At 67.9% G+C, this 22806-nt stretch carries 22 protein-coding genes, 1 other RNA gene and 1 riboswitch; of the genes, 12 read left to right on the top strand and 11 right to left on the bottom strand.

Features of this window, described 5'->3' with window-relative positions; genetic code table 11:
• Positions 1–2 precede the first annotated feature (2 nt).
• From AB7P10_RS05265 to AB7P10_RS05240, 6 genes are read right to left on the bottom strand one after another with little or no spacing between them, the layout of a single operon-like run.
• Positions 3–1007 carry a FecCD family ABC transporter permease gene (locus tag AB7P10_RS05265; RefSeq protein ID WP_428292786.1) on the bottom strand — a complete coding sequence of 335 codons (1005 nt, stop codon included), beginning with the start codon at positions 1005–1007 and terminating at the stop codon, positions 3–5.
• The gene (locus AB7P10_RS05260; RefSeq protein ID WP_428292785.1) at positions 1004–1882 is read right to left on the bottom strand and encodes an ABC transporter substrate-binding protein; all 879 of its coding nucleotides are present in this window, start codon (positions 1880–1882) and stop codon (positions 1004–1006) included. The genes AB7P10_RS05265 and AB7P10_RS05260 overlap by 4 nt, the downstream gene beginning before the upstream one ends.
• Positions 1875–2447, bottom strand: coding sequence for a bifunctional adenosylcobinamide kinase/adenosylcobinamide-phosphate guanylyltransferase (locus AB7P10_RS05255; RefSeq protein WP_428292784.1), 573 nt, complete (start codon positions 2445–2447; stop codon positions 1875–1877). The genes AB7P10_RS05260 and AB7P10_RS05255 overlap by 8 nt, the downstream gene beginning before the upstream one ends.
• Positions 2440–3258, bottom strand: a complete 819-nt coding sequence (locus AB7P10_RS05250) for a cobalamin-binding protein (RefSeq protein ID WP_428292783.1) — start codon at positions 3256–3258, stop codon at positions 2440–2442. Before AB7P10_RS05250 ends, AB7P10_RS05255 begins: the two co-directional genes overlap by 8 nt.
• Positions 3255–4577 carry a cobyrinate a,c-diamide synthase gene (locus AB7P10_RS05245; protein WP_428292782.1) on the bottom strand — a complete coding sequence of 441 codons (1323 nt, stop codon included), beginning with the start codon at positions 4575–4577 and terminating at the stop codon, positions 3255–3257. The genes AB7P10_RS05250 and AB7P10_RS05245 overlap by 4 nt, the downstream gene beginning before the upstream one ends.
• Positions 4574–6424: a TonB-dependent receptor domain-containing protein gene (locus AB7P10_RS05240; RefSeq protein WP_428292781.1), complete on the bottom strand. Its 1851-nt coding sequence runs from the start codon at positions 6422–6424 to the stop codon at positions 4574–4576. Before AB7P10_RS05240 ends, AB7P10_RS05245 begins: the two co-directional genes overlap by 4 nt.
• 78 nt (positions 6425–6502) lie before the next feature.
• A riboswitch (cobalamin riboswitch) is annotated at positions 6503–6760 on the bottom strand.
• A gap of 49 nt (positions 6761–6809) precedes the next feature.
• Between AB7P10_RS05240 and AB7P10_RS05235 the strand changes: the two genes are divergently transcribed.
• The 4 genes from AB7P10_RS05235 to AB7P10_RS05220 all read left to right on the top strand — a co-directional run bounded on the left by AB7P10_RS05235 (position 6810) and on the right by AB7P10_RS05220 (position 8500).
• Entirely contained in the window at positions 6810–7049 is a 240-nt protein-coding gene (locus AB7P10_RS05235) for a DUF904 domain-containing protein (protein WP_297654779.1), read from the top strand.
• The gene (locus tag AB7P10_RS05230) at positions 7046–7429 is read left to right on the top strand and encodes a cell division protein ZapA (protein ID WP_297654776.1); all 384 of its coding nucleotides are present in this window, start codon (positions 7046–7048) and stop codon (positions 7427–7429) included. The genes AB7P10_RS05235 and AB7P10_RS05230 overlap by 4 nt, the downstream gene beginning before the upstream one ends.
• 73 nt (positions 7430–7502) lie before the next feature.
• A non-coding RNA gene (gene ssrS / locus AB7P10_RS05225) (6S RNA) lies at positions 7503–7682 on the top strand.
• A gap of 2 nt (positions 7683–7684) precedes the next feature.
• Complete coding sequence (locus AB7P10_RS05220) at positions 7685–8500, top strand: sulfite exporter TauE/SafE family protein (RefSeq protein ID WP_428292780.1); 816 nt, start codon at positions 7685–7687, stop codon at positions 8498–8500.
• A gap of 16 nt (positions 8501–8516) precedes the next feature.
• Here the strand turns inward: AB7P10_RS05220 and AB7P10_RS05215 are convergent, their stop codons facing one another.
• A complete protein-coding gene (locus AB7P10_RS05215; RefSeq protein WP_428292779.1) occupies positions 8517–9419 on the bottom strand; it encodes a LysR family transcriptional regulator in 903 nt (300 codons plus the stop codon).
• Between the two features lie 91 nt (positions 9420–9510).
• Here AB7P10_RS05215 and AB7P10_RS05210 point away from each other — a divergent pair, with 91 nt between their 5' ends.
• From AB7P10_RS05210 to AB7P10_RS05200, 3 genes are read left to right on the top strand one after another with little or no spacing between them, the layout of a single operon-like run.
• Positions 9511–11187 (top strand): acyl-CoA dehydrogenase family protein, encoded by a 1677-nt coding sequence (locus tag AB7P10_RS05210; RefSeq protein WP_428292778.1) that lies wholly within the window; start codon positions 9511–9513, stop codon positions 11185–11187.
• Positions 11188–11239: 52 nt separating this feature from the next.
• The gene (locus AB7P10_RS05205; RefSeq protein WP_428292777.1) at positions 11240–12217 is read left to right on the top strand and encodes a Bug family tripartite tricarboxylate transporter substrate binding protein; all 978 of its coding nucleotides are present in this window, start codon (positions 11240–11242) and stop codon (positions 12215–12217) included.
• A gap of 40 nt (positions 12218–12257) precedes the next feature.
• Positions 12258–13433, top strand: a complete 1176-nt coding sequence (locus AB7P10_RS05200) for a CaiB/BaiF CoA transferase family protein (protein ID WP_428292776.1) — start codon at positions 12258–12260, stop codon at positions 13431–13433.
• Here the strand turns inward: AB7P10_RS05200 and rraA are convergent.
• Positions 13388–13888, bottom strand: coding sequence for a ribonuclease E activity regulator RraA (rraA, locus tag AB7P10_RS05195; RefSeq protein ID WP_428292775.1), 501 nt, complete (start codon positions 13886–13888; stop codon positions 13388–13390). The genes AB7P10_RS05200 and rraA overlap by 46 nt on opposite strands.
• A gap of 257 nt (positions 13889–14145) precedes the next feature.
• Here rraA and AB7P10_RS05190 point away from each other — a divergent pair, with 257 nt between their 5' ends.
• The 5 genes from AB7P10_RS05190 to AB7P10_RS05170 all read left to right on the top strand — a co-directional run bounded on the left by AB7P10_RS05190 (position 14146) and on the right by AB7P10_RS05170 (position 19636).
• Complete coding sequence (locus AB7P10_RS05190) at positions 14146–14592, top strand: SWIB/MDM2 domain-containing protein (protein ID WP_428292774.1); 447 nt, start codon at positions 14146–14148, stop codon at positions 14590–14592.
• Between the two features lie 146 nt (positions 14593–14738).
• Entirely contained in the window at positions 14739–16226 is a 1488-nt protein-coding gene (locus tag AB7P10_RS05185; protein WP_428292773.1) for a hypothetical protein, read from the top strand.
• A gap of 17 nt (positions 16227–16243) precedes the next feature.
• Positions 16244–16570: a tetratricopeptide repeat protein gene (locus AB7P10_RS05180; protein ID WP_428292772.1), complete on the top strand. Its 327-nt coding sequence runs from the start codon at positions 16244–16246 to the stop codon at positions 16568–16570.
• A gap of 139 nt (positions 16571–16709) precedes the next feature.
• On the top strand, positions 16710–17705 hold the full coding sequence (locus tag AB7P10_RS05175) for a phosphatase PAP2 family protein (protein ID WP_428292771.1): 996 nt from the start codon (positions 16710–16712) through the stop codon (positions 17703–17705).
• Complete coding sequence (locus AB7P10_RS05170) at positions 17702–19636, top strand: hypothetical protein (protein ID WP_428292770.1); 1935 nt, start codon at positions 17702–17704, stop codon at positions 19634–19636. The genes AB7P10_RS05175 and AB7P10_RS05170 overlap by 4 nt, the downstream gene beginning before the upstream one ends.
• Before the next feature lie 6 nt (positions 19637–19642).
• Here AB7P10_RS05170 and AB7P10_RS05165 read toward each other — a convergent pair whose 3' ends face one another.
• From AB7P10_RS05165 to AB7P10_RS05155, 3 genes are all read right to left on the bottom strand, one after another.
• Entirely contained in the window at positions 19643–20293 is a 651-nt protein-coding gene (locus AB7P10_RS05165; protein WP_428292769.1) for a Crp/Fnr family transcriptional regulator, read from the bottom strand.
• 6 nt (positions 20294–20299) lie between these two features.
• Positions 20300–20995, bottom strand: coding sequence for a helix-turn-helix transcriptional regulator (locus AB7P10_RS05160; protein ID WP_428292768.1), 696 nt, complete (start codon positions 20993–20995; stop codon positions 20300–20302).
• 87 nt (positions 20996–21082) lie between these two features.
• Positions 21083–22786, bottom strand: a complete 1704-nt coding sequence (locus tag AB7P10_RS05155) for a thiamine pyrophosphate-binding protein (RefSeq protein WP_428292767.1) — start codon at positions 22784–22786, stop codon at positions 21083–21085.
• Positions 22787–22806: the final 20 nt, after the last annotated feature.

The following is a 22806-nucleotide window of genomic DNA, read 5'->3' as shown; positions in this document are numbered from 1 at the left end:
GCTCACAGGCCACTCCCGGGCCGGCGCCGACGGTGCATCAGCCACAGCAGGTAGCTGCCGCCGAGCACGGCGGTGAGCACACCCACGGGCAGTTCCTGCGGCGCGATCATCCAGCGCGCGAGCACGTCGGCGGCCATCAGCAACAGGCCGCCCATGAGGGCGCTCAGCACGATCAGGCGGCCGTGGGTGGTCTTGACGATGGACCGCACCAGATGCGGTGCCGCCAGACCGACGAAGGCAATCAGGCCGGTCTGGGCCACGGCCGCGCCGGTGGCCAGCGCCAGCACCGCCACCAGCACGGCGCGCACCGCCGCCAGTGGCAGGCCCAGGCTGAGCGCCGTGGCCTCGCCCAGCGCCAGGCCGTCGAGCACGCGGCCGAACGAACCCGCCACCAGCACGGCCAGCAGCAACATGGCCGCCATCACGCCGCAGGCGGCCCAGCCCACGAAGCCGGTGCTGCCCAGCATGAAGCCCTGCATGGCCTGCAAGGTGTCGGGCGAGGCGATGGTGACGAGATCCCGCCCGGCGCCCAGCACCACACCCACGATCACGCCGGCCAGCAGCAGGCGCAGCGTGTGCTGCACCCCTTTGGCCAGGGCCAGCGTGAGCACCACGCCCAGCACAGCGCCGGCAAAGGCCGCGCCCGTCAGGCCCACGCGCACCAGCCATTGCGTGGCGAACGGCGAGGAGCCGAACAGCGCCAGCGCGAGCGCCACGCCCAGGGCCGCGCCCGACGCGCTGCCCAGCAGGTAGGGGTCGGCCAGCGGGTTGCGAAACAGGCCCTGCGCCACCGCGCCGGCCAGACCGAGCAGACCGCCAGCCAGCCAGGCACCGAGCGTGCGCGGCAACCGGATGTCCCACAGGATCTGCCAGGCCACAGGGTCCTCGCCCGCGCGCAGCACACTGTCAAAGCCGGTGCTGCCCACGCCCGCGCCCAGCAGCAGCACGGCGGCGGCCGCGATCAGCACGGCCGCGCCGAGCCACAGGCTGTGTCGCGCACCGCTCACCGCAGCCCCTTTTCGGTGATGCAACGCGCCATGATCCGCGCCGCCTCCGCCATGCGCGGGCCGGGCCGCACCAGCACGTCGGACTCTTCGGGCGTGAAGACGCAGACGCGCTGTTCACGCAGTGCACGAATGCCGCTCCAGCCCGGACGCTGTGCCATGCCGTGCACGTTGCGCGTTCCGATCATGATGAGGTCGGGGTTGGCGCGCACCACGTACTCGGGGTTGATGCGCGGGAACGGGCCGAGCTCGGGGGTGACGATGTTGCGCACACCCAGGCGCGCCATGAGCTCACCAATGAAGGACTGCGTGCCCGCCGCGTACCCGCCCGAACTCACCTCGTAGTACACGCGCAACGAGCGTACGCCGGGCGGCAGCGACTGCGCCGCGGCCGACACGCCCGCGTCGATGGCGCGCCAGATGCGCTGCGCGTCGGGCACGGCCAGCAACTCGCCCAGCTTGCCCATGACGCGCTGCGCATCGGCCGAGCTTTTCGGCTCCATCGCCAGCACCTTCAGCCCCAGCGACTCGAGGCGCTGCACGCCGCGCGACGAGGTCGCCATGAGCACCACATCGGGCCTGAGGGCGACGATGGCCTCGATGTTGGGGTCGATGCCGCCACCGGTCTGGGGCAGCTTGCGCACGGTGGCGGGGTGGTTGGAATAGCGGTCCACGCCCACCAGGCGGTGGCACTGGCCCAGCTCGCACACGGTTTCCGTGAGCGAGGGCAGCAAGGAGACGATGCGCTGCGGCGACTGCGCCAGCGTCACCGTCACGCCGCGGTCGTCGGTGACCTGCACGTCGGCGGCGTGCGCCGCAACCGCACCCAGGAGCCACCCGAACACGCACAGCCACTGTGCGCACCACGATCTAGTCATGACGGTCCTTCAAGCTCAGGGGCAGGCCGGCGGCCATCAGGGTGACGCGCTCGCACGCCGTTGCAACACGCTGGTTCAGGCCACCCAGCGCGTCCACGAAGGCCCTCACTTCGCGCCCCATGGGAATCACGCCGAGGCCGATCTCGTTGCCCACGATCACCACGGGCCCTTGCGAGGCGCCGATGGCCGCACACAGCGCTGCGGTCGGCCCGGCGGCATCGGCCGAGGGGTTGCCATCGGCGGGCATCAGCAGGTTCGTCAGCCACAGGGTGAGGCAGTCCACCACCACCAGCGTGTGCGGCGTGCTGTGCGCATGCAGCGCCCGCGCCAGTGCAACCGGCTCCTCCACCGTCACCATGCCGGGTACACGCTCGGCGCGCTCGCGCTGGTGGCGCGCGATGCGCTCGCGCATCTCCTCGTCGCGCGCCTGTGCGGTGGCGATCAGCACGGCACGGTGCGCGGGGGAGGCATCCGTCCACCGCCGCGCGAGCCCTTCGGCCCGGCGCGACTTGCCGCTTTTCTGGCCGCCCAGGATGAACTCGCTGCGAGCGACGGTCTCAGCCATGGGCCTGCATCCAATCGGTGACGATGCGGTGCATCTGGTCCACGCCATCGGTGAGCGCGGCCGGGCCGGGTTGCAGGATGTCGACCGACTTGATCTCGAACAACTGGCCGTTCTTCACCGCGGCGACCTCCTGCCAGCCTTCGCGCGCGGCCACCTTCTCGGGCCGGAACTTCTTGCCACACCAGGAACCGATCACGATGTCCGGGTTGCGGCGCACGATCTCGGCGCCGTCCGCCACGATCCGGTCCTTGCCCAGCGGCATGGCGGCCAGTTCGGGGAACACGTCGTCGCCCCCCGCGATCGCCAGCAGCTCGGACACCCAGCGGATGCCGCTGATGTGCGGGTCGTCCCACTCTTCAAAGAACACACGCGGACGGCGCTTGCCACTCGCCTGCAGCGACCGCACCGACGCACGGATGCCATCGAGCCGCAGGCGCGTGGCGTCGACCCAGGCCAGCCCTTCCTGCGCACAGCCCACCATGGCCGCGACCTGGAACAGCATGGACAGAATCTCGTCCACGCTGCGCTGGTTGAACACGGTCACCTGCACCCCCGCACGGATCAGCTCGGCGGCGATGTCGGCCTGCAGGTCGGAGAAACCGAACACGCAATCGGGCTGAAGCGCGAGGATCCTGTCGATCTTCGCGCTCAGGAAGGCGCTGACCTTGGGCTTCTCTTCCCGTGCGCGACGCGGCCGCACCGTGTAGCCAGAGATGCCGACGATGCGGTGCGCCTGGCCGAGCAGGTACAGCCACTCGGTGGTCTCTTCGGTGAGGCAGACGATGCGCTGCGGGCCGAGGTCGGCGGTCATGCAGGGCCTCCCGGGAGGAAAAGCGACGCGGTGGCTGCCGGGCTGGAGGGGAACCAGGCGTGGAAGTAACTCGCCTGCAGCGAACCCGCGCGGTACAGGGCTTCGCCCGCACCACGCCGTTCGCCGCGCACCGATTCGGTGTGCCCCGCCGGCACCAGCGGGGACTCGCAACGCGAGTAGTGGAAGGTGTGGCCACGCAGCACACCGGCGGCCAGCGAGAGCTGTTGCGGGCCCAGCGCCGCCAGGCGCTTCTGCATCACGACGCGACCGGGCAACAGGCCCCAGGTGGCCCGGGCCTCGCCATCGCTGGACACAAGGGACTCGAAGAGCGGCATCATGCCGCCGCATTCTGCCCACAAGGGGCGTTCAGCATGCACATGGGCACGCAGGCTGTCGCGCGTGCGGGTGGCTGCTGCCAGCGCGACACCATTCAGCTCGGGATAGCCACCGGGCAACCAGACCGCATCGCAGCGCGGCAGCGGCTCATCGGCCAGTGGCGAAAAGAAGACCAGCTCCGCGCCGAGCGCGACCAGCACGTCCAGGTTGGCCGGGTAGATGAAACAGAAGGCCGCGTCGCGCGCGACCGCGATGGTCCGCCCATTGAGCAGGGGCGCCTGGGCGGGCTCCACGGCGGGTGCCTTCAGCGGCACCGACCAGCGCGCCAGCGCCGCGCCATCCATCGCGCCCAGCGGCGTGACCGCCAGCGCATCGGCCGCGGCATCGAGTCGGGCCAGGGCATCGGGCAGCTCGGCGGCCACTGTCAGGCCCAGGTGACGTTCGGGCAGCGCGAACGTCTCGTCGCGCATCACGGCACCGAGCCAGTCGCCCTTGAGGCTGTCGCGCAGCATCTGCGCATGGCGCTCGCTGGCCACACGGTTGGCCAGCACGCCGGCCCACGGCAGGCCGGGCCGGAAATGCTGCAAGCCGAAGGCCAGCGCGCCAAAGGTGCCGGCCATGGCCGAGGCGTCGATCACCGCCAGCACCGGCAGGCCGAACTGCTGCGCCAGGTCGGCGGCGCTCGGGGCGCCATCGAACAGGCCCATCACGCCTTCCACCACGATCAGGTCGGCCTCGGCTGCAGCGGCGTGCAGGCGGGCGCGGATATCGCGCTCGCCGGTCATCCACAGGTCGAGGTTGTGCACCGGGTGTCCTGTGGCCAGTGCCAGCCAGTGCGGGTCCAGAAAATCGGGGCCGCACTTGAACGCCCGCACGCGCCGTCCCGCGCGCGCATGCAGGCGGGCCAACGCGGCGGCCACGGTGGTCTTGCCTTGGCCTGAAGCCGGGGCCGCCACCAGTACGGCCGGGCAGGCGTGCGTCATCGTTGCGGTGCCCAGTTGAGCGTGACGTAGGCCGCGCGGCCCGGCTGGTTGTAGCCATAGGCCGTTTCGTAGACCTTGTCGCCCACGTTGTTGACACGCAGCGCGAGCGACCAGTCCTTGTGCAGCGCATAGCGCGCATGCACATCGACCAGGCCGAAGCCCGGCAGGCGCACCGTGTTGGCCGCGTTGTCGAAACGCTCGGACACCAGTTGCACCGAGCTGCCCCAGGTCCAGGCACCCACCTTGTGGTCCAGGCTGGCGGTGAGCATCTCGTCGGCGCGGCGGTTGAGTTTCTGGCGCGTGAGTTCGTTGCGCGCGTCGAGCAACTCAAGCTGCGTGCTCCACGACCAGGCACCCGCAGAAGCCGTGTAGCCCAGCGACCAGCCCTCCATGCGCGCTCGCGGCACATTGGCCACCACGGGTTGCAGCGTGATGAAGCCGCGCACCCGGTTGTCGAAACGCGTCAGCTTGACCTCGTGCAATCCGGCGCTCCAGGTCAGGCCGAACTCCCGGTTCTTGCCACGCTCGGGCTGCGTGGTCGGGTTGCCGTTGAAGAACGCCGACTGGTAATACAGCGTGTTGAACGAAGGCATCTTGAACGACGTGCCGTAGGCCACGTGCGGACGCCAGTTCGGCGTGATCTGGTAGCCGTAGCTGGCATAACCGGTGGTGGCGCCTCCGAACTGGGAGTTCTGATCGCGCCTCAGGTTGGCCTGCCACAGATGGTGGCCACTGCCGCCGGTGAGTCCGGCAAACACCGCGTCGGTGGTGCGCTCGCGCACCGAATAGGCTTGTGTGCCGGACACCGCCTCCTTGATCGACTCCAGCCCCACCAGCGCAGTGCCCAGCGCCGTCTTCCAGTCGTGCTGCAGCGAGACCTGCGTCTGCACGGTGTCAAAGACGTCGGGCGCACCCGGCGCGTCGAAGGTATCCGAGCGATCTTCACTGCGCGAAAGCTGAATGCGTGTGCGCGAATCGGGCGACCATTTGCGCTCCAGCCCCCAGCCCGCCGCCACCGTGGTGGTTTCGTTGCGCACGTCGAAGGTGCCCGCACCTTGGTCGTAACGGCTCACGCCATCGGCCTGGGTGTAGTTGAGCGTGGTGGCCCAGCCCGGGGAAAAAGCCCAACGCAGGGAGCCCGCCACGCTGTCCTGCTCGAAGCCGTCGCGATCGGGGTTGTGGTTGCTGAAGGCGACACGGGAATTGGTGGAAGAAAAACCGTCCTCGCGCACACGCCCGACGCTCAGGCTGTAGCTCAGTTGGCCGACGCCACCGCTCAGACCGGCGTTGGCCTCGCGATAACCCTCTTCACCCACCGTGACGCCGGCGTGCGGATGAAACCCCTGGGTGCCGCGCTTGGTGAACACCTGCACCACGCCACCCACCGCGTCGCTGCCATACAGCGCCGAGGCAGGGCCCTTGAGCACTTCAATGCGATCGATCACGCTGAGCGGAATGTTGTCCCAGTTGGGAGATCCGGCCGTCGACGAGCCGTAGCGCACACCGTCGATGAGCAGCAGCACGTGGCGCGACTCCGTACCCCGCACGAACAATCCGGACTGCTTGCCACGCCCGCCATTGGCCGTCATCTGCAGGCCGGCCTGACGGGTCAGCAACTCCGACAGCGTGCGCCCGCTGGACTGCGACAGGGTCTCGGCATCGATCACGACAACGTCGCTGAGCACCGCGTCGGTGCGGGTCTCGATCCGCGTCGCCGTGACGACCGTCTCCGGCAATGTGGCGGCTGTTGAAGAAGAAGACTGGGCGTGGGCGGCGGACGTGCCGAAACCAGCCAGCAACGCCAGCGGAAGCGCGGCCAGCGGCGCGCGCAGATTGCGATTTTTCATGATGAAGGAACAAGCGACAAAGCCCTCACCATCTTCCCCGACGGTGCATGGGCGTCACGGTGGCGCGGCCGTTGCCGGACGCACCACCACCTTGTTGGCCGGTATCCGGGCTGACAGAACGACCTCCATCGCCTTCCCAGATGGCACGGCGTGTCATCCAGTGGCTGCGTGATGGAAGCTGAGTGACCGTTCGCGCATGCGCTCATGGCCTCTCGTCTGCTTACCGTTGCGGGGGCAGCGCAGGTTAGGTCCGATCGGGGTGAGCGGTCCCTCCTGCTTCCCGTTGAACTGCGGCATGCGAACCACACCGCGAGCACCAACAGCCGGCATTCTAAGCCGCACCGGTCTGGGGCAACCCTACAATGTGAAAACTGCGAATCCGAACATGGCCGACCCCAAGCACCTTGACCAGATCACCGAGCGCGTGGAGCGGCTGTTGCTGCGACACGAGGAACTGCAACGCACGAACAGCTTGCTGGTGGAACAGGTGCATGCCCTGCAAGCCGAACGCGATACTCTCAAGTCCCGCCTGATGGCCGCGCGTGCGCGGATCGATTCGCTGCTGGAGCGGCTGCCACCTGGCATGGCCGACGCCGTCAATGAAACCCGCAAGGAGCGATCATGAGCAAGCCCGGCAGCAAGCAGATCGAAGTGCAGATCATGGGCCAGAGCTACCTGCTCTCGTGCCCGCCCGGCGGCGAAGCTTCCCTGCTCGACGCGGTCGAACGCGTGGACACGGCCATGTGCCGCATTCGCGATGCCGGCAAGGTCAAGGCGCGCGACCGCATCGCGGTGCTCGCTTCACTCAACCTCGCGTTCGAGCTCTCGCAGAAGGAGGCCGAGAGTTTTCAGGCATCGTCATTCGCGCAGGCCGAGAACAGCGCCTTCGCCGAAGCCGGCGGCGGCTTCGACAACGATCCGCTGGACCCACAGACACAGGCCCGCGTGGAAGAACTCATGCGCCGCCTGGACCAGACGCTGGACAAGGACGGCCGGCTGCTCTGATCCACCGCCCGTCACTGCGCGGATTTTTCTCGACCGGTGGTCCGCGCCGCTCGCGGTCAGCACCTACAATTCAAACCGTCTGCGGTGCGCGCCGGGCTTTATATTTCCTTGAACCAATGCTCATAGAGCCCGGGCTTGGTACATTGCGTGGCTGGTGCGAGCGTCTCGCGTCAGACGAACCCGAAGCCACGCTGCCCTCGCCCACCTGAACCCCGGTTCAGGATGCCGGTCCGGCGGCACTTGCAGACACCTTTCATGTCACTTGATCCCCTGTTGATTGCAGAACTGGCCGCGCTCGGCCTCGGTACTGGTTTCCTGGCAGGCTTGCTGGGCATTGGCGGTGGCATGCTGATGGTGCCCTTCATCACCTTCATCCTCGCGGGGCGCGGGGTCGAGGCGGATCTCGCGGTCAAGATGGCCATAGCCACGTCCATGGCCACCATCATCTTCACATCGGTCTCCAGCGTGCGCGCGCACCACAAGCGCGGCGCCGTGCGCTGGGACATCGTCAAGGGGCTGGCGCCGGGCATCGTGCTGGGTTCGGCCGTGGCCAGTCTGGGCATCTTCGCCCTGCTCAAGGGCTCCTGGCTCGCGCTGTTCTTCGCGGCCTTCGTCGGCTTCTCGGCCACCCAAATGCTGCTCAACAAGAAGCCGGCCGCCACACGCACCCTGCCCGGCACGCCAGGCCTGGTCGGAGCGGGTGGCGTCATCGGCATGCTGTCGGGCCTGGTGGGCGCGGGCGGCGGCTTCGTCAGCGTGCCCTTCATGACCTGGTGCAACGTCACCATCCACAACGCGGTCGCCACCAGCGCCGCGCTGGGTTTCCCCATTGCACTGGCCAACGCCGTGGGCTACGTCATCGCCGGCCAGGGCCTGCAGAACCTGCCCTCGGGCTCGGTGGGCTATATCTACCTGCCTGCGCTGGCCATCATTGCCGGCGTCAGCGTGTTGATGGCGCCCCTAGGCGTGCGGGCCGCGCACGCGCTGCCCGTGCATTCGCTCAAGCGCGTGTTCGCCGGCCTGCTGTACATGCTGGCGGCCTACATGCTTTACAAAGGCCTGACCGCCTGACGGCCGACGCCCTGGCTCAGGACAGCACCCGGCGCCGAGCCTGCTCACGCACCTGCGCCAGCATCGCCGCCAGCTCGGCGCAAGCGTCGTCCGTGCGCCAGACACAGAACGTCTGAGACCTCACCTCGGAAGCCAGCAGGGGCCTGCACACCACGCCTGGCGGAACGGCTCTGCCGATGCTCTGCGGGACCAGCGCCACCCCCAGGTCATGCGCCACCATGGAGACCACGGTGTGCCACTGCCGTGCCTCGTGCGTGACCACGGGGTGGAAGCCCGCGTCGGTGCACATCGCCAGGATGCGTTCGTAGTAGTCGGGCGACGCCTCCCGCGTGAACATGACGAATGCCTCCTTTTCCAGCGAGCGCAGGTCGATGCGGCGTTTGCGCGCCAGCACATGGTCCGCGTGCATGCAGCACAGGAACGGCTCGCGTGTGTACAGCAGGTGCGACAGCCCCCCGGGCAACTGGATGGTGTGGACGAAGCCGATGTCCAGCCTTTCGTGGGACAGCTCCACCAGTTGTTCCTGTGAGTTGAGTTCCCGCAGCGCCAGCCGAACGCCCGGCTGCTCCTCGCGGAACCGCGCCAGGAGCTCGGGCAGTCCGCGGTAGAGCGTGCCTCCCACGAAGCCCACACGCAAGCGGCCCATCATGCCGCGGCCGGCGTCGCGGGTCTGGTGCATCGCCTCCTGGGTGCGATCCAGGATGCCACGGGCCAGCGGCAGAAAGGTCTGGCCCGCCGGCGTCAGGCGCACCAGCTTGCTGTTGCGCTCGAAAAGCCGGGTGCCCAGCAGCTCTTCAAGCAGGCGGATGTTCTGACTCAGCGGTGGCTGCGAGATGTGCAGCCGCCGCGCGGCCCGGCCGAAATGAAGCTCCTCGGCCACAGTGAGGAAATAGCGCAAGTGGCGGAATTCAATGTTCATGACATTCGTATCGTTGCTTGATTCGATATGTATTGGACTCCTATCGATGAAAAACCAAGAATGACCTTACCGTCAACCCTCCGCACCCCGCATGCCGATGACCGCCCTCAATGCCGCGCACCCTGTCCCGGACCGCCACGGTGGCAACCTCTTCACCGCCGATGCCAGCCTGCGGGCCCTGCTTCCGGTGTACCTGCCCGGGAAACTGCTGGCGCACCTCCAGCCGATCCTGCACGAACTCGGCGCTCAAGCCGGTGGCGCGCTCGACACCCTCGCGGGCGAGGCAGACCGGCACCCTCCGACGCTGAGCCTGCGCTCCCGCGACGGCCGCGATGAGCAGCGCGTCATCAAGCACCCGTCCTACATTGAAATGGAGCGTCTGGCGTTCGGGCGCTACGCGCTGGCGGCCATCTCGCACCGGCAGGACCTGCTGGGCTGGCAGGGGCAACTGCCAGCCATCGCCAAATACGTGCTGACCTACCTGTTCGTGCAGGCCGAGTTCGGCCTGTGCTGCCCGGTGTCCATGACCGACTCGCTCACCCGAACGCTCAAGAAGTACGGCGACCCGGATCTGGTGCAGCGCTACCTGCCCGCGCTCACCAGCCAGGATCTGGACACCCTGGCCCAGGGCGCGATGTTCATGACCGAACAGGGCGCGGGCTCGGACATCGCCACCACCGCCACGCTGGCGCGTCCGGACCCGCTGCACCCTGGGCAGTGGCTGCTCAGTGGCGACAAGTGGTTCTGCTCCAACCCGGACGCCGCGCTGGCCATGGTGCTCGCGCGCGTGGAGGGTGACCCACCGGGTATGAAAGGCGTCTCGCTGTTCCTGCTGCCGCGTGATCGCGACGACGGCACGCACAACGCTTACCGCATCATCCGACTCAAGGACAAGCTGGGGACACGCTCCATGGCCAGTGGCGAGATCCGGCTTGAAGGCGCGAGCGCCTGGCTGATCGGGGAGCGGGGCCGCGGCTTCGCCCAGATGGCGGACATGGTGAACAACTCGCGCCTGTCGAACGGGGTGCGCGCCGCCGGCCTGATGCGCCGCGCCTGCACCGAGGCGACGTACATAGCGCGGCACCGTCAGGCGTTCGGGCGCAGGCTCGCGGACCTGCCCCTGATGCGGCGCCAGCTGCAGAAGATCGCGCTGCCCGCGGAGCAGGCGTTGAGCATGGTGTTCCAGACCGCACAGGCCCTGCAGCGCGCCGACGCGGGTGATGATGCGCAGGCGAAGGCCCTGGCGCGCATTCTCACGCCACTGGTGAAGTTCCGGGCCTGCCGCGACGCCCGCCGCGTCACCGCCGACGCCATGGAAGTGCGGGGCGGCTGCGGCTACATCGAGGAGTGGGCCGACCCCCGTCTGGTGCGCGACGCCCATCTGGGTTCGATCTGGGAAGGCACCAGCAACATCGTCGCGCTGGACGTGATCCGCGCTGTGCGCCGCGAAGGCTCGCTGCAGGCACTGACCAGCCACCTGGAAGACCTGTTGGCCAACACCGGACTGGACCCCGCGCACAGCGAGCTGTTCCAGACCACGCTGCGCCGGGCCACTCTGCTGACGCAAGCTGCGGCCGCCGAGGGCGGAGAGTCCCTGGCGCGCCAGGCGGCCTCGGCGCTGTACCACCTCACCAGCGCCGTCGCCATGGCCTGGGAAGCCGGACGCATGGACACGACAGAGCGCTTGCAACTCGCGCTGCGCGTGCTGTGCCATCGCCTGTTGCCGCGCGACCCGCTCAGCGTCACTGAGGAGGGGCCGGTCACCTGAATTCCGCCTTGCCATCGCTCGCAGCCTTCACAACCACACCTGGAGACACACCATGAATCTCAATCGCCGCAACGCACTTGCCCTCGGGCTGATCGCCAGCCTGTCCACCGCCGTCTGGTCGCAGGCCAGCTTCCCGGAAAAACCCGTCACCCTGGTTGTGCCCTTTGCCCCCGGTGGCCCGACGGACCTGATGGCGCGCACCCTGGCCAATGCCCTGCGCCCCGCGCTCGGCCAGCCCGTGATCGTGGAAAACAAGCCCGGCGCGGGTGGCAACATCGGCGCCGAGCTGGTCGCGCGCTCGCCGGCCGATGGCTACACGCTGCTGTTCGGCACGTCCGGTCCGCTCGCGATCAACAGCAGCCTGTACAAGGGCTTGAAGTACGACCCGATCCAGAGCTTCGCCCCCGTCATCCAGATCGGCCACTTGCCCAACGTCCTGGTCATTCACCCCAGCATTCCCGCGCAGACGGCGCAGCAACTGATCGCGCATGCCAAGGCCAACCCGGGTCGCCTGAGCTTCGCGTCGTCCGGCAACGGGGCCTCATCGCACCTTGCGGGCGTGATGTTCAACAGCCGCGCGGGCACCCAGATCCAGCACGTCCCCTATCGCGGCACCGGCCCTGCGCTCAACGACCTCATCGGCGGACAGGTGGCCATGTCCTTCACCGACGTGCTCACCGCCCTGCCCCACATCCAGGGTGGTCGCCTGCGCGTGCTCGGTGTCACCACGGCCTCGCGCTCGGGCGCCCTGCCCGAGGTGCCGACACTGGCCGAACAAGGCCTCAAGGACTTCGACGTCAGCGTGTTCTTCGGCATCGTCGCACCATCGGGCACGCCGCAGGCCGTGATCTCGCGTCTCAACAGCGCGTTTGCGCAGGTGTTGCAGGAACCCGATGTGCGCAAGACCCTCACCGCCCAGGGCCTGGAAGCGCCACCGGCGACCACGCCCGCGCAACTCGCCAGCTACATGCGCAGCGAACACGCCAAATGGGATCAGGTCATCAAGGCCTCCGGCGCCCAGGTGGACTGAACCCCACTCACCCGCAACGCACGACCGCCTTCGATCACCCATGAACACCCCGTCTTCCACCGGCGCGCTCGACGGCATCCGCGTCATCGACCTCTCGCGCATCCTCGGCGGCCCCTACTGCGGCCAGATTCTTGGAGACCATGGCGCGGACGTGCTCAAGGTCGAACCGCCGCAGGGCGACGACACGCGCACCTGGGGCCCACCGTTTCGCGAAGGCGTGGCGTCCTACTACATGGGGCTCAACCGCAACAAGCGCGGCCTGCAGCTGGACCTCGCCAGCGCGCAGGGGCGGCAGTTGCTGCTGGGCCTGCTCGAAGGCGCGGACGTGCTGGTCGAAAACTTCAAGACCGGCACGATGGAGAAGTGGGGCCTGGGTTACGACGCGCTGAGCACGCGCTTCCCCCGCCTGGTGCACTGCCGCGTCAGCGGCTTCGGCGCCGACGGCCCCCTGGGGGGCATCGCCGGCTACGACGCGGCCGTGCAGGCGCTCACCGGCGTCATGAGCGTCAACGGTGAATCCGGCGGCGAACCGCTGCGCGTGGGCCTGCCGGTGATCGATCTCGTCACCGGTCTCAACGCCGCGCTGGGCGTGATGCTGGCGCTGCATGAGCGCCAGCGCAGCGGTCGGGGCCAGTTTGTCGAGGCCAGCCTGTATGACAGCGGACTGTCGCTGTTGCACCCGCACGCAGCCAACTGGTTCATGGACGGGCGCCGCCCCACGCTCACCGGCAACGCGCACCCCAACATCTATCCCTATGACGCCTTCCCCACCCGGACCGCGCCCATCTTCCTCGCGGTTGGGAACGACCGGCAGTTCCGCCTGTTCTGCGAGCACCTGAGCGCGCCGGCGCTTGCATCGGACGGGCGCTACAGCCAGGCCGGCGCGCGTTCCAGCCACCGGAGCGAATTGCGCTCGGCCATAGAGTCGTTGCTGCGCGATCAGGATGGCGCCGCGCTGGCAGAGGACCTGATGCGCCTGGGCGTGCCCTGCGCACCCATTCATACGGTGGACCAGGCCTTGCAGCACCCGCACACCGCGCACCGGGAGATGGTCGTGCGCATCGGCGACGCCTACACCGGCATTGCCTCGCCCATCAAGCTGGGTCGCACACCCGCCAGCTACCGCCTGCCGCCGCCGGTGCGCTGCACGGCATCTGCGGAATCACCGGATCAGGCCGGCGCGGCCATCACCACCATGCCGTCCTCATCCGCATAGAGCCAGTCGCCGGGGCGCACCCACACACCCTGGATCTGCACCGCGACGTCCCGCTGACCTTCGCCGCGCTTTTCGGTCGGCAAGGGCATGGGCGCCAGGGCGCGAATGCCGACCTGGCATGCCACGAGTTCGACGACGTCGCGCACGCAGCCATCGATCACCACGCCGGCCCAGCCGTTGCGCGCGGCCGCCGCCCCCAGGTTGCCACCCAGCAATGCGCGGCGCAGCGAGGCAGCGCCATCGACCACGAGCACGCGGCCTTCGCCCGGGCTGTCCACCGCGGCCTTCACCAGCGAGTTGTCCTCGAAGCACTTCACGGTCACCACCGCACCGGAAAAACGGCGCAGCGCACCGAAATCGCGGAACACCGGTGGCAGCACGCGGAAAGCGCCGGTGCTGTCATTCTTGTGCGCGTCGCACAGATCGCAGGTGGCAAAGGCAGGCATGTCGGGCATGTTCAGACTCGCAAAAAACATCAGAGGAAATCAGCGCAGGATTTGAGCAGAAACGCTCCGCAAGGCAGGCGCAGGGCCACGCCCGAGAGGACAAGTGTTGTTTTCCCCGCCAAAAACCCGCATTCCCCCAGCGCAAAGCTTGAAAAAACAGCGCTGCCCACCTTGGATTGCGGGTGCAACTCCATTAGCATCCGAGACACCCGTGAGAAAGCGCGTTTTCCACGGGGGATTCGTCAACTTCTAGAAGGAAATTCACCATGGCAACTGCGAAGAAAGCACCCGCTAAAAAAGCGGCTCCGGCCAAGAAGGCCGCTGTGAAGAAGGCCGCACCGGCCAAGAAGGTCGCCGCGAAGAAGGCGGCTCCCGCCAAGAAGGTCGCTGCGAAGAAGGCGGCGCCCGCGAAGAAGGCCGCACCGGCCAAGAAGGTCGCCGCGAAAAAGGCTCCCGCCAAGAAGCGCACCCCCAACGCCGCGTTCATGAAAGCGCTCACCCCCAGCGCCGCCCTGGCCGCGATCGTGGGCAGCAATCCCCTGCCGCGCACCGAAGTCACCAAGAAGATCTGGGACTACATCAAGAAGAACAAGCTGCAGGACTCGGTCAACCGCCGCATGATCAACGCCGACGCCAAGCTGAAGGAAATCTTCAAGAAGGCCCAGGCGTCCATGTTCGAGATGACCAAGCTGGTCAACGCGCACCTCAAGTAATCCCGGCATCGCGCCCTCGGGGGTGCACCCGGGATGCAAACGCAAGGCCGACGCAAGTCGGCCTTGCTGTTTTTGCACCGTCCCCTGGTCCTGATTCGCGCAAGACATGTGAGAATCTGCAACAACCGTTTGATACTCCCCCAGGCATGACCGTCAGCCCCCAACCGACCGACACCGCAGAACCTGCGCAGCAGGCCATCCAGTCGGACATGCCACCGCTGCCCCAGCAGCGGCACAAAGTGGTGCTGGTGATTGACCTGGTCGAGTCGGTGCGGCTCATGGCCGCCAACGAAGCGGCCGTGGTGAACCAGTGGCGCGGATTCATGCACCACGCCACCTCGCAAGTCCTGCCCACGTGTCGCGGCCGTCTTGTGAAGAGCCTGGGTGACGGCCTGCTCGCCGAATTCGACCAGCCCACCGAGGCCGTGCAGGCCGCGCTGGCCCTGCACAAGTACTTCGCCCCGCTGAACCAGACCCTGCCCCCGGCGCAACAACTGCACCTGCGCGCCGGGCTCAACGCCACCAACCTGTACGTGGACGAGAACGACGTCTACGGCCACGGCGTGAACCTGGCCGCGCGCGTGGCCGACCTCGCCTCGCCCGGCGAGACGCTGGTGACCAGCAGCGTGTTCGACGGCATCGTGGTGGGCGTGGACGCTGAGGTGGAAGACCGTGGCGAGAGCTACCTCAAGCACTGGCCCGAGCCGGTGCGCACCTGGCAGCTTTATCCGGTCTCCAGCACCTCCGCCGCCGCGCGCCCGCGCGTGCCCGAAGGTCCCGCCACCGATTTCCGCCCGGCGATCGCGGTTGTGCCGTTCGAAACCCGCAGCCACGCGGCCGAACAGTTCGTCATCGGCGAGCTGATCGCCGACGGCGTGATCGCCCAGCTCTCGCGTAGCCAGAACCTGCGTGTGATCTCGCGCATGTCCACCACCGCATTCCGTGGCCGAAAAAGCAGTGCCGAACAGATCGGCCAGCATCTGGACGCGACTTTCGTGCTGGGCGGCAGCTACGTGACCTACGGCGACAAGGTCGTGATCATGGCCGAGCTCTCCGACCGCAAGCGCGGCGAGGTGATCTGGGCCGAGCGGCTCACGGGCGACACGCGCGACCTGCTGGAAGCCCAGAGCAGTCTGCTCGACGCGCTGTGCGAAGCCTGCGCCAAGGCCCTGCTCAACGATGTGGTCCAGCGCACCCTGGTGCTGCCCGTGCCCCAGCTCGACAGCAACGCGCTGATGCTCGGCGGCATCACGCTCATGCATCGCTCCACGCCGCGCGACCTTCAGCGCAGCCACCAGTTGCTTGAAGCCGTGGTGACACGCCACAAACGCGTGGCCACGCCCTGGGCCTGGCTGGCCAAGTGGCACATCATGCAGGTGGTGCAGGGCCTCTCGGGCGAGCCCGCGCGCGACTTCCAGCGCGCCATCGACACCGCCGACCGCGCGCTCGACCTGGAGCCGGCCAGCTCGCTGGCCATGGCCATCAAGGGTCATGCGCTGTGCCACCTGGGGGAAGATGTGGAAGCGTCGCACCGCCTGCTGCAGGAAGCCACACAGAGCAACCCGAACGACCCGATGGCCTGGCTGTACAACAGTGTGTGGTCGACGAGTGGGGAACACCCGAAGATTCGATGACAGAGGCGGAGAATGCCTTGCATCTGTCGCCACTCGACCCGCAGAAGTACTACTTCGAAATGATGCTGGCCAACAGCTATCTGGCCATGGGACGACTGGACGAGGCCGTGGCGTTGTGCCGCTCCTCCCTGGCCAAGAACCGCTATCACCTGCCGACCCTGCGGGCCATGCTGATTGCCCAGTACGAGCTCGGACAGGAGAAAGCGGCGCGCGAGACATATGAACTGATCCTGGCTCTGCAACCCGATCTCACATTGACGAAATACACGGCTGCTGGCAGCCACAGTCGACTGCGACAGCGCGGTGCAAAGGTTTTCGCGGAGCTGGGGCTGCGCCAGCATTGAACTCAACCCGTCAACAGGAGGAAACAAAATGAGCGGTGGAGCAAGTGGAGGCGCAAGCGGTGGAGCGAGTGGAGGTGCAAGCGGCGGCGCAAGCGGTGGAGCAAGTGGAGGCGCAAGCGGTGGAGCGAGTGGCGGTGCCATGGTATCGGCCGATGCCCTCATCCTCAGCCGTGCCGCCATCGTGGGTCCGTTCACCGGTGCGTCACTGCATGTAAACGAACCCGGCTTCGACAAGCCGGCCAACCTGGCCCTATGGGCCGACGGACCGCGCCTGGAGGCCTGCTTCACGCAGCTCGTCGAAGGCCTGCTGTTCAGGACACGCAACGGCCCGAAGGAAGCGGCGCTGGAGTTCGCCAACCTGCAATCGAACAACATCCAGCGCAAGCCCCTGGTGACGCTGCGCGCACCCACCAAGGCGCAGTTCAAGAAGCAGCTCGACCTGGTGGCCGCGTACGCCGACCTGCGCGCCGACCGCGCTGCCGAGACCGTTGCTCAGTTGGGGCCGCCAATCGAGTTCTGGTCGTCCATGGTCGGCCTCACCGCGCACCGCCACAAGAAGACGCTGCAGCTGATCGACCTCGTGTTCTCGCTGTGCGTCCATGTGGAGATGCGCTTCAAGCACATCTTCGCCAGCATTCGCCCGGTGGCGTTCTCGCCCCAGATCCAGCCCATGATTCCCACGCCCGGGCACGGCAGCTGGCCCAGTGGCCACGCCACCGAGGCCTTTGCCGTCGCGGTGCTGCTCGAGGCCTTGCTCAATGCCGCGCCCGGCGCCGGAACGCCCCCCAACGGCACCGAAAGCCGCGAACAGCTGCAACGCCTGGCCGCGCGCATTGCCACCAACCGTGTGGTCGCTGGCGTGCACTACCCCGTCGACAGTGCCTGCGGGCGCCTGCTCGGCACCGCACTGGCCGAATTCCTGGTGGCGCGCGCCACCGGCAGCCGCGTGCACGAGCGCGGCTTTGACGGCCGCCTGTTCGAAAACGCCGATGGCACGCCCAAGGACTTCAGCCTGCACGACCCCATGGACCACACCAGCGGCAACGCCTACACGCGCTCGGCCGGCACCGTGGGCGTGGGCAATGCACCGCTGCTCAACTGGCTCTGGGAGGAAGCGCTCAAGGAGTGGACATGAGCGCCGCAGCGTGGTCGCCGCTGCCCGAGGGGGTGTTCACGGGCATTGACTGGAACGCACCCGGCTCCATCGATGGCGAGGACCCGTACCTGGTCTGGGCCGAGGCCGACGATTTTGCGGGCTACCACTTCAAACGGGGCCGAAAGCTGCCGAAGTGGCTGCCGATCGTGATCGAACTCGGTGCGGGTGCCGACGTGCCGGCACTGGTGGCAGCCTCCTCCACCGCCTGGCTGCAGGTTCCCCGCGTGTACCTCAACGTGCCCGGCCTGCGTTTTTGCAGCGCGCGCGTGAAGAAAAAATTCTTCGACAAGCTGCGCAACGACGCGCACCTGCGTGGCCTGATCCAGCGCTTCGAGCTCGGACTGCCGGTGGGCCACCACACGCACGCGCTGGTCGACCCCTGCACGCCCGGTGCCCAGCCCACGCCTGCCCCGGGCCTGCTCGGGGGCAAGGTGCTGGGCCTCATTGACGGAGGCCTGGCGTTCGCCAACGACCAGTTCCTGAACGCGCACGGCCGTGCACGCGTGAAGCACTTCTGGCGCCAGGACGAGACCGTCAACGGCAACTGGCCCGGCAACCAGCCGCGCCACCGCGAGCCGCTCGACCCCGCGCGCGCCGGCCCCACGCCGCACGACATGGGCTACGGCCACGAACTGTCAGGCGCGGACATCGACGCAGCCATGGCGGCCCATACGCACCACGGCCAACTGGACGAGGACGCGCTCTACCAGTACCTGCAGCTCTGGGACCTGAGCCGCCCGGTGAACCACGGCACGCATGTGATGAGCCTGGCCTGCGGCAAGGGCACCCCGCTCGCCCCGAAAGACGACCCGGCCAGCCACTGCGACCTGGTGGCCGTTCAACTCGACTGGTCCAACGTGCTCGACACCTCGGGCGGCGCGATGAACGTCAGCGTGCTCGACGGCCTGATGTACATCCTCGCGCGCTGCGCAGCCAGTGCCGATGTCGTGGTGAACATCAGCTGGGGCACGCTGGCCGGACCGCACGACGGCACCTCGGTGCTGGAGGCGGCCATGGACCAGTTGGTCACGCTGCTGGGTGGGCGACTGCAGATCACCGTGCCCGCTGGCAACGCCTACCAGAGCCGCACCCACGCCAACGACACGCTGGCACCTGGCGAATCGGTGGCACTGCACTGGCGCGTGCAGCCCGACGACCGCACCGAAAGCTACCTGGAGCTCTGGCTGCCCGATGGCGCGCAAGACGTGCAGATCAGCGTCACGCCACCGAACCACGCGCAACCGCTGCCCGCCATGCGCATGGGCCAGGCGGGTTTGTGGAACGATGCGCAGGGCTCCCCCCAGTGCGGGCTGATCTACCCCACGACCAGCGCGCTCGGCAGCGATGGCACCTGTGCCCTGCTCGCCATCGCGCCCACCTTCAGCCGCCAGGCCTCGGTGACCACCGCACCCTTCGGCTCGTGGACGGTCACGCTCACCAACACCGGTGCCACACCCACCCTGTTCGACGCCTACATCGAACGCGACGACGTGGCGATCGGCCAGAACACGGGGGCGCGACAGTCCTACCTGGAGGACCGGCGCTACGACACCAGCGGCAACCTCGGGTCCTTCGTGGACCATGCGGACAACCCGACACCCATCCGCCGCAGCGGCACCTTCAACAGCCTCTCGACCGGGCAATACACCGTGAGCGTGGGAGGCACGCGCCACCAGACGTCGGCCGGCGGGCACTTTGCGCTGTACTCGCCGCGCAAGCCGGACCCGGATGCCGGACGGCCTCAGCGCCCCGGTGTGAAGAAAGTACCGGAGACGCTGAAACCCTGCGACGACAACCCGGCGCTGTGGGGTGTGCTCGGAGCGGGCAGCCGCAGCGGCAGCGTGGTGCGGCTGGCCGGCACCAGCTCGGCCGCACCGCTGCAGGCGCGCCAGTTGATCAACCAGGCCTGAAGCCGCTCACCAGCGCGCGGGCAACGGCCGGCAGAGCACGATCCACCGTTCGCGCACGGCGATGTAGCCACCGATCTCCAGGTCTTTCAGCAGGCGGCTGACCATTTCGCGCGAACAGGCCAGGTGCTGCGCCAGTTGCTGGTGGGTCACGCGCTCCTTGAGCGGGCGCTCGCCCTGCGCGTCGGGCGCCGTGGCCATTTCGTTGAGCAGGCGCACCAGGCGGCCATAGACGTCGATCAGGGCCACGCTGCGCGCGCTGTCGGTGGCCAGGCGCGCGCGCCGGATCAGCCGGGCCATGAGTTCCAGCGCGAACTCGGGGTGCGTGGCGATGTAGTCGAGCAGCGTGGCGCGCGAGACCACCGAGCAGGTACAGGCCTCGGCGGCTTCCACGTTGGCCGAACGCGGCCCGCCATCGAGCGACATCTCGCCCACGTACTCGAGCGGGCCGTACATGCCCAGCGTGAGCTCGCGCCCCTGGTTGTCGGACACAAAGGCGCGCAGGCGACCCTGCAACACGATGAACAGCGTGTCGCCGGTGTCGCCTTCCTGGATCAGCAACGCGCCGCGCCGGTAGCGGCGCGATACCCCGAGGGCCGCGAGCGCTTCAATGTGGTGGTTGGTGGGAGAACTGACGAGGGGGACAGCGGAGGCGGGCATCCATGCTCACGGGTGGGAAAACTCCGTGGCATTGTGCGGCATCGGCGTGATGATGCGCAAGGCGGGCACCACCGGCGGCAGGCTGTTGACCCGCTGCAGCAGGCTGCGGATGCTGGGCGCGCCGGCTTTTTCGCGCAAGGTCTTGATCTGGCTGCGCACGGTAGACTCGGCCACGCCATGCTGTTCGGCGATCTCGGCGATGGACAGCCCGCGGCACAGGCCCATCAACACGGACTCCTCGCTCGGGCTGAGGTTGAGCGTGCGGGCAAACATGCGCACCGCCAGGTTGTCGCAGGTGTTCTGGCGCGAGAGCAGCACCAGCACCGAGGGTGCATCGGCTTCCAGCGGGTGGCTCAAGGGCGTGAAGGCCAGCGAAAGCTCCCTGTCCCCGGCGGTCATCATCAACAGCTTGCGCTGCCCGCGGAAAGACGATTCCATGGCCTGCTGGATCCGCGAAGTGTTTTCGGCGTTGCTGCCCAGCAGGCTGTTGCCGTAGGACATGATGACCCGGCCGCTGGCCAGTTCGTGCCGCGCCAGGTGGTTGGCGTGCAAGATGTGGCCTTGCGCATCGATGATGAGCATGCCGTAGTCGATCTCGTCGAACACCCGCATGAGGTGCTGCTGTCCCAGGCCCGCATGCGCGGCAGAACCGTCAGCAGCCTGCGTGCCGCCACTCCACGCCGTATCTGTTGCCTGCCACATGACCGTACCCCTGTTAATGGATGGGTCAGTCTAGGCAGCAGCCCTCTCAGCCGGTTGTGCGCAGGTGCCGCAAAACTTGTGACTTCTTCACATCGCGGCGCGCTGGGCGGCCTGCCGGATCGCGCCGAGCGTGCCACGCGTGGTGATCACATCCACGTCGAGCAACACCTCGATCACGGTGCCGATCGGTGCGGCCAGGGCCCGCTGCAGCGCGGGTTCGAATTCGGTGGTGTGGGTGATGCGTTCGGCCGCGTAGCCGTAGGCACGGGCCAGGGCGCAGAAGTCGGGGTTGGACAGGCCCGAACCACTCACGTGCGCCGGGTATTCGCGCTCCTGATGCATGCGGATGGTGCCGAAGCTGCCGTTGTTGAGCAGCAGAACGATGCTCTTCGCGCCATGCTGCACTGCTGTGGCCAGTTCCTGCCCGTTCATGAGAAAGTCGCCATCGCCCGCAATGGTGAAGGCCGTGCGCCCGGTGAGAATGGCCGCGCCGATGGCCGCCGGCACGCCGTAGCCCATGGCGCCGTTGGTGGGCGCGAGCTGCGTCTTGTGGCCTTTCGCCAACCCGTGGTAGCGGTAGAAGCGGTGCAGCCAGCTCGCGAAATTCCCAGCGCCGTTGGTGAGCACCGCGTCCGCGGGCAGGTGTTGCTGCAAGGTGTGGATGATGGCCGGCATGTCGATGGTGCCGGGCAGCGTGATGCCGCCATTGGCCACGTCGACATTGGCCTCGTAGTCGGCATGGCAGGCCTGCGCCCAGTCGGCCCAGGGCACGGTGGGCGGCGCGGTCAGCACTTCCAGGCTGCGCGCCGCCGCGTTCATCGTGGCGTTGATCGCCAGCACGGGCTGGTAGACGCGGCCCAGCTCCTCGGCGCTGGCATGGATGTGCACCAGCTTCTGTTTCGGCCGTGGTGCCTCGATCAGCGTGTAGCCGCCGGTGGTGGCTTCACCCAGGCGCGGGCCGATTGCGATCAGCAGGTCACACTCGCGCACACGGCGCGCCAGCGCGGGGTTGATGCCCAGCCCCACGTCGCCGGCGTAAAGCGGGTGGTGATTGTCGAAGGTGTCCTGAAAGCGGAACGCATTGGCCACCGGCAATTGCCAGTTCTCCGCGAAACGCTGCAGCGCGGCAGCCGACTGCGGCGTCCAGCCACCGCCACCGGCGATCACCAGCGGGCGCTCGCTGGCCAGCAGCAGCGTGCGCAACTCGCGCAGCGCGCCCGGGTCGCTCCAGGCCTGCACCGGCTCCACGCGCGGCAGGGGCTGGGCGTCCACCGTCTGGGTGAGCATGTCCTCGGGCAGCACCAGCACCACCGGGCCGGGGCGACCGTTCATGGCGGTGGCAAAGGCACGCGCCACGTATTCGGGGATGCGGCGCGCGTCGTCGATGCGTTCCACGCGCTTGGCCATGCCCTTGGTGGACGGGCCGAAGAACGCGGCATAGTCCACTTCCTGAAAGGCTTCGCGGTCGCGCGCGTCGCTGGCCACGTCACCCACAAAGAGCACCATGGGGGTCGAATCCTGGAACGCGGTGTGCAGGCCGATGGAAGCATTGGTCGCCCCCGGTCCTCGCGTCACGAAGCACACACCGGGTCGCCCGGTGAGCTTGCCCTGGGCCTCGGCCATGAAGGCCGCCCCCCCTTCCTGTCGATTGGTCACGAAGCGGATGCGGTCGGCGTGGGCATGAAAGCCGTCGAGCACGGCGAGGTAACTTTCACCCGGCACACCAAAGGCATGGGTCACGCCCTGAGCGATGAGACATTGCACGAGAAGGTGGCCGGCGATCTGGGGCATGGATTTGACTTTATTAACCA

Source organism: Hydrogenophaga sp., from assembly GCF_050182545.1.
Taxonomy (GTDB): domain Bacteria; phylum Pseudomonadota; class Gammaproteobacteria; order Burkholderiales; family Burkholderiaceae_C; genus Hydrogenophaga.
Note: the sequence above shows the minus strand (reverse complement) of the source record. Positions and strands in the feature narration are given on the sequence as shown.

Excerpts from the sequence above, each read along its gene's own strand:
- AB7P10_RS05170 (WP_428292770.1), top strand. The coding sequence starts at position 17,702 with ATGAGCGCCGCAGCGTGGTCGCCGCTGCCCGAGGGGGTGTTCACGGGC.
- AB7P10_RS05230 (WP_297654776.1), top strand. The coding sequence starts at position 7,046 with ATGAGCAAGCCCGGCAGCAAGCAGATCGAAGTGCAGATCATGGGCCAG.
- AB7P10_RS05250 (WP_428292783.1), bottom strand. The coding sequence starts at position 3,258 with ATGACCGCCGACCTCGGCCCGCAGCGCATCGTCTGCCTCACCGAAGAG.
- AB7P10_RS05185 (WP_428292773.1), top strand. The coding sequence starts at position 14,739 with ATGACCGTCAGCCCCCAACCGACCGACACCGCAGAACCTGCGCAGCAG.
- rraA (WP_428292775.1), bottom strand. The coding sequence starts at position 13,888 with ATGCCCGACATGCCTGCCTTTGCCACCTGCGATCTGTGCGACGCGCAC.
- AB7P10_RS05255 (WP_428292784.1), bottom strand. The coding sequence starts at position 2,447 with ATGGCTGAGACCGTCGCTCGCAGCGAGTTCATCCTGGGCGGCCAGAAA.
- AB7P10_RS05215 (WP_428292779.1), bottom strand. The coding sequence starts at position 9,419 with ATGAACATTGAATTCCGCCACTTGCGCTATTTCCTCACTGTGGCCGAG.
- AB7P10_RS05165 (WP_428292769.1), bottom strand. The coding sequence starts at position 20,293 with ATGCCCGCCTCCGCTGTCCCCCTCGTCAGTTCTCCCACCAACCACCAC.
- AB7P10_RS05190 (WP_428292774.1), top strand. The coding sequence starts at position 14,146 with ATGGCAACTGCGAAGAAAGCACCCGCTAAAAAAGCGGCTCCGGCCAAG.
- AB7P10_RS05200 (WP_428292776.1), top strand. The coding sequence starts at position 12,258 with ATGAACACCCCGTCTTCCACCGGCGCGCTCGACGGCATCCGCGTCATC.
- AB7P10_RS05240 (WP_428292781.1), bottom strand. The coding sequence starts at position 6,424 with ATGAAAAATCGCAATCTGCGCGCGCCGCTGGCCGCGCTTCCGCTGGCG.
- AB7P10_RS05220 (WP_428292780.1), top strand. The coding sequence starts at position 7,685 with ATGTCACTTGATCCCCTGTTGATTGCAGAACTGGCCGCGCTCGGCCTC.
- AB7P10_RS05245 (WP_428292782.1), bottom strand. The coding sequence starts at position 4,577 with ATGACGCACGCCTGCCCGGCCGTACTGGTGGCGGCCCCGGCTTCAGGC.
- AB7P10_RS05175 (WP_428292771.1), top strand. The coding sequence starts at position 16,710 with ATGGTATCGGCCGATGCCCTCATCCTCAGCCGTGCCGCCATCGTGGGT.
- AB7P10_RS05205 (WP_428292777.1), top strand. The coding sequence starts at position 11,240 with ATGAATCTCAATCGCCGCAACGCACTTGCCCTCGGGCTGATCGCCAGC.
- AB7P10_RS05260 (WP_428292785.1), bottom strand. The coding sequence starts at position 1,882 with ATGACTAGATCGTGGTGCGCACAGTGGCTGTGCGTGTTCGGGTGGCTC.
- AB7P10_RS05210 (WP_428292778.1), top strand. The coding sequence starts at position 9,511 with ATGCCGATGACCGCCCTCAATGCCGCGCACCCTGTCCCGGACCGCCAC.
- AB7P10_RS05155 (WP_428292767.1), bottom strand. The coding sequence starts at position 22,786 with ATGCCCCAGATCGCCGGCCACCTTCTCGTGCAATGTCTCATCGCTCAG.
- AB7P10_RS05235 (WP_297654779.1), top strand. The coding sequence starts at position 6,810 with ATGGCCGACCCCAAGCACCTTGACCAGATCACCGAGCGCGTGGAGCGG.
- AB7P10_RS05160 (WP_428292768.1), bottom strand. The coding sequence starts at position 20,995 with ATGTGGCAGGCAACAGATACGGCGTGGAGTGGCGGCACGCAGGCTGCT.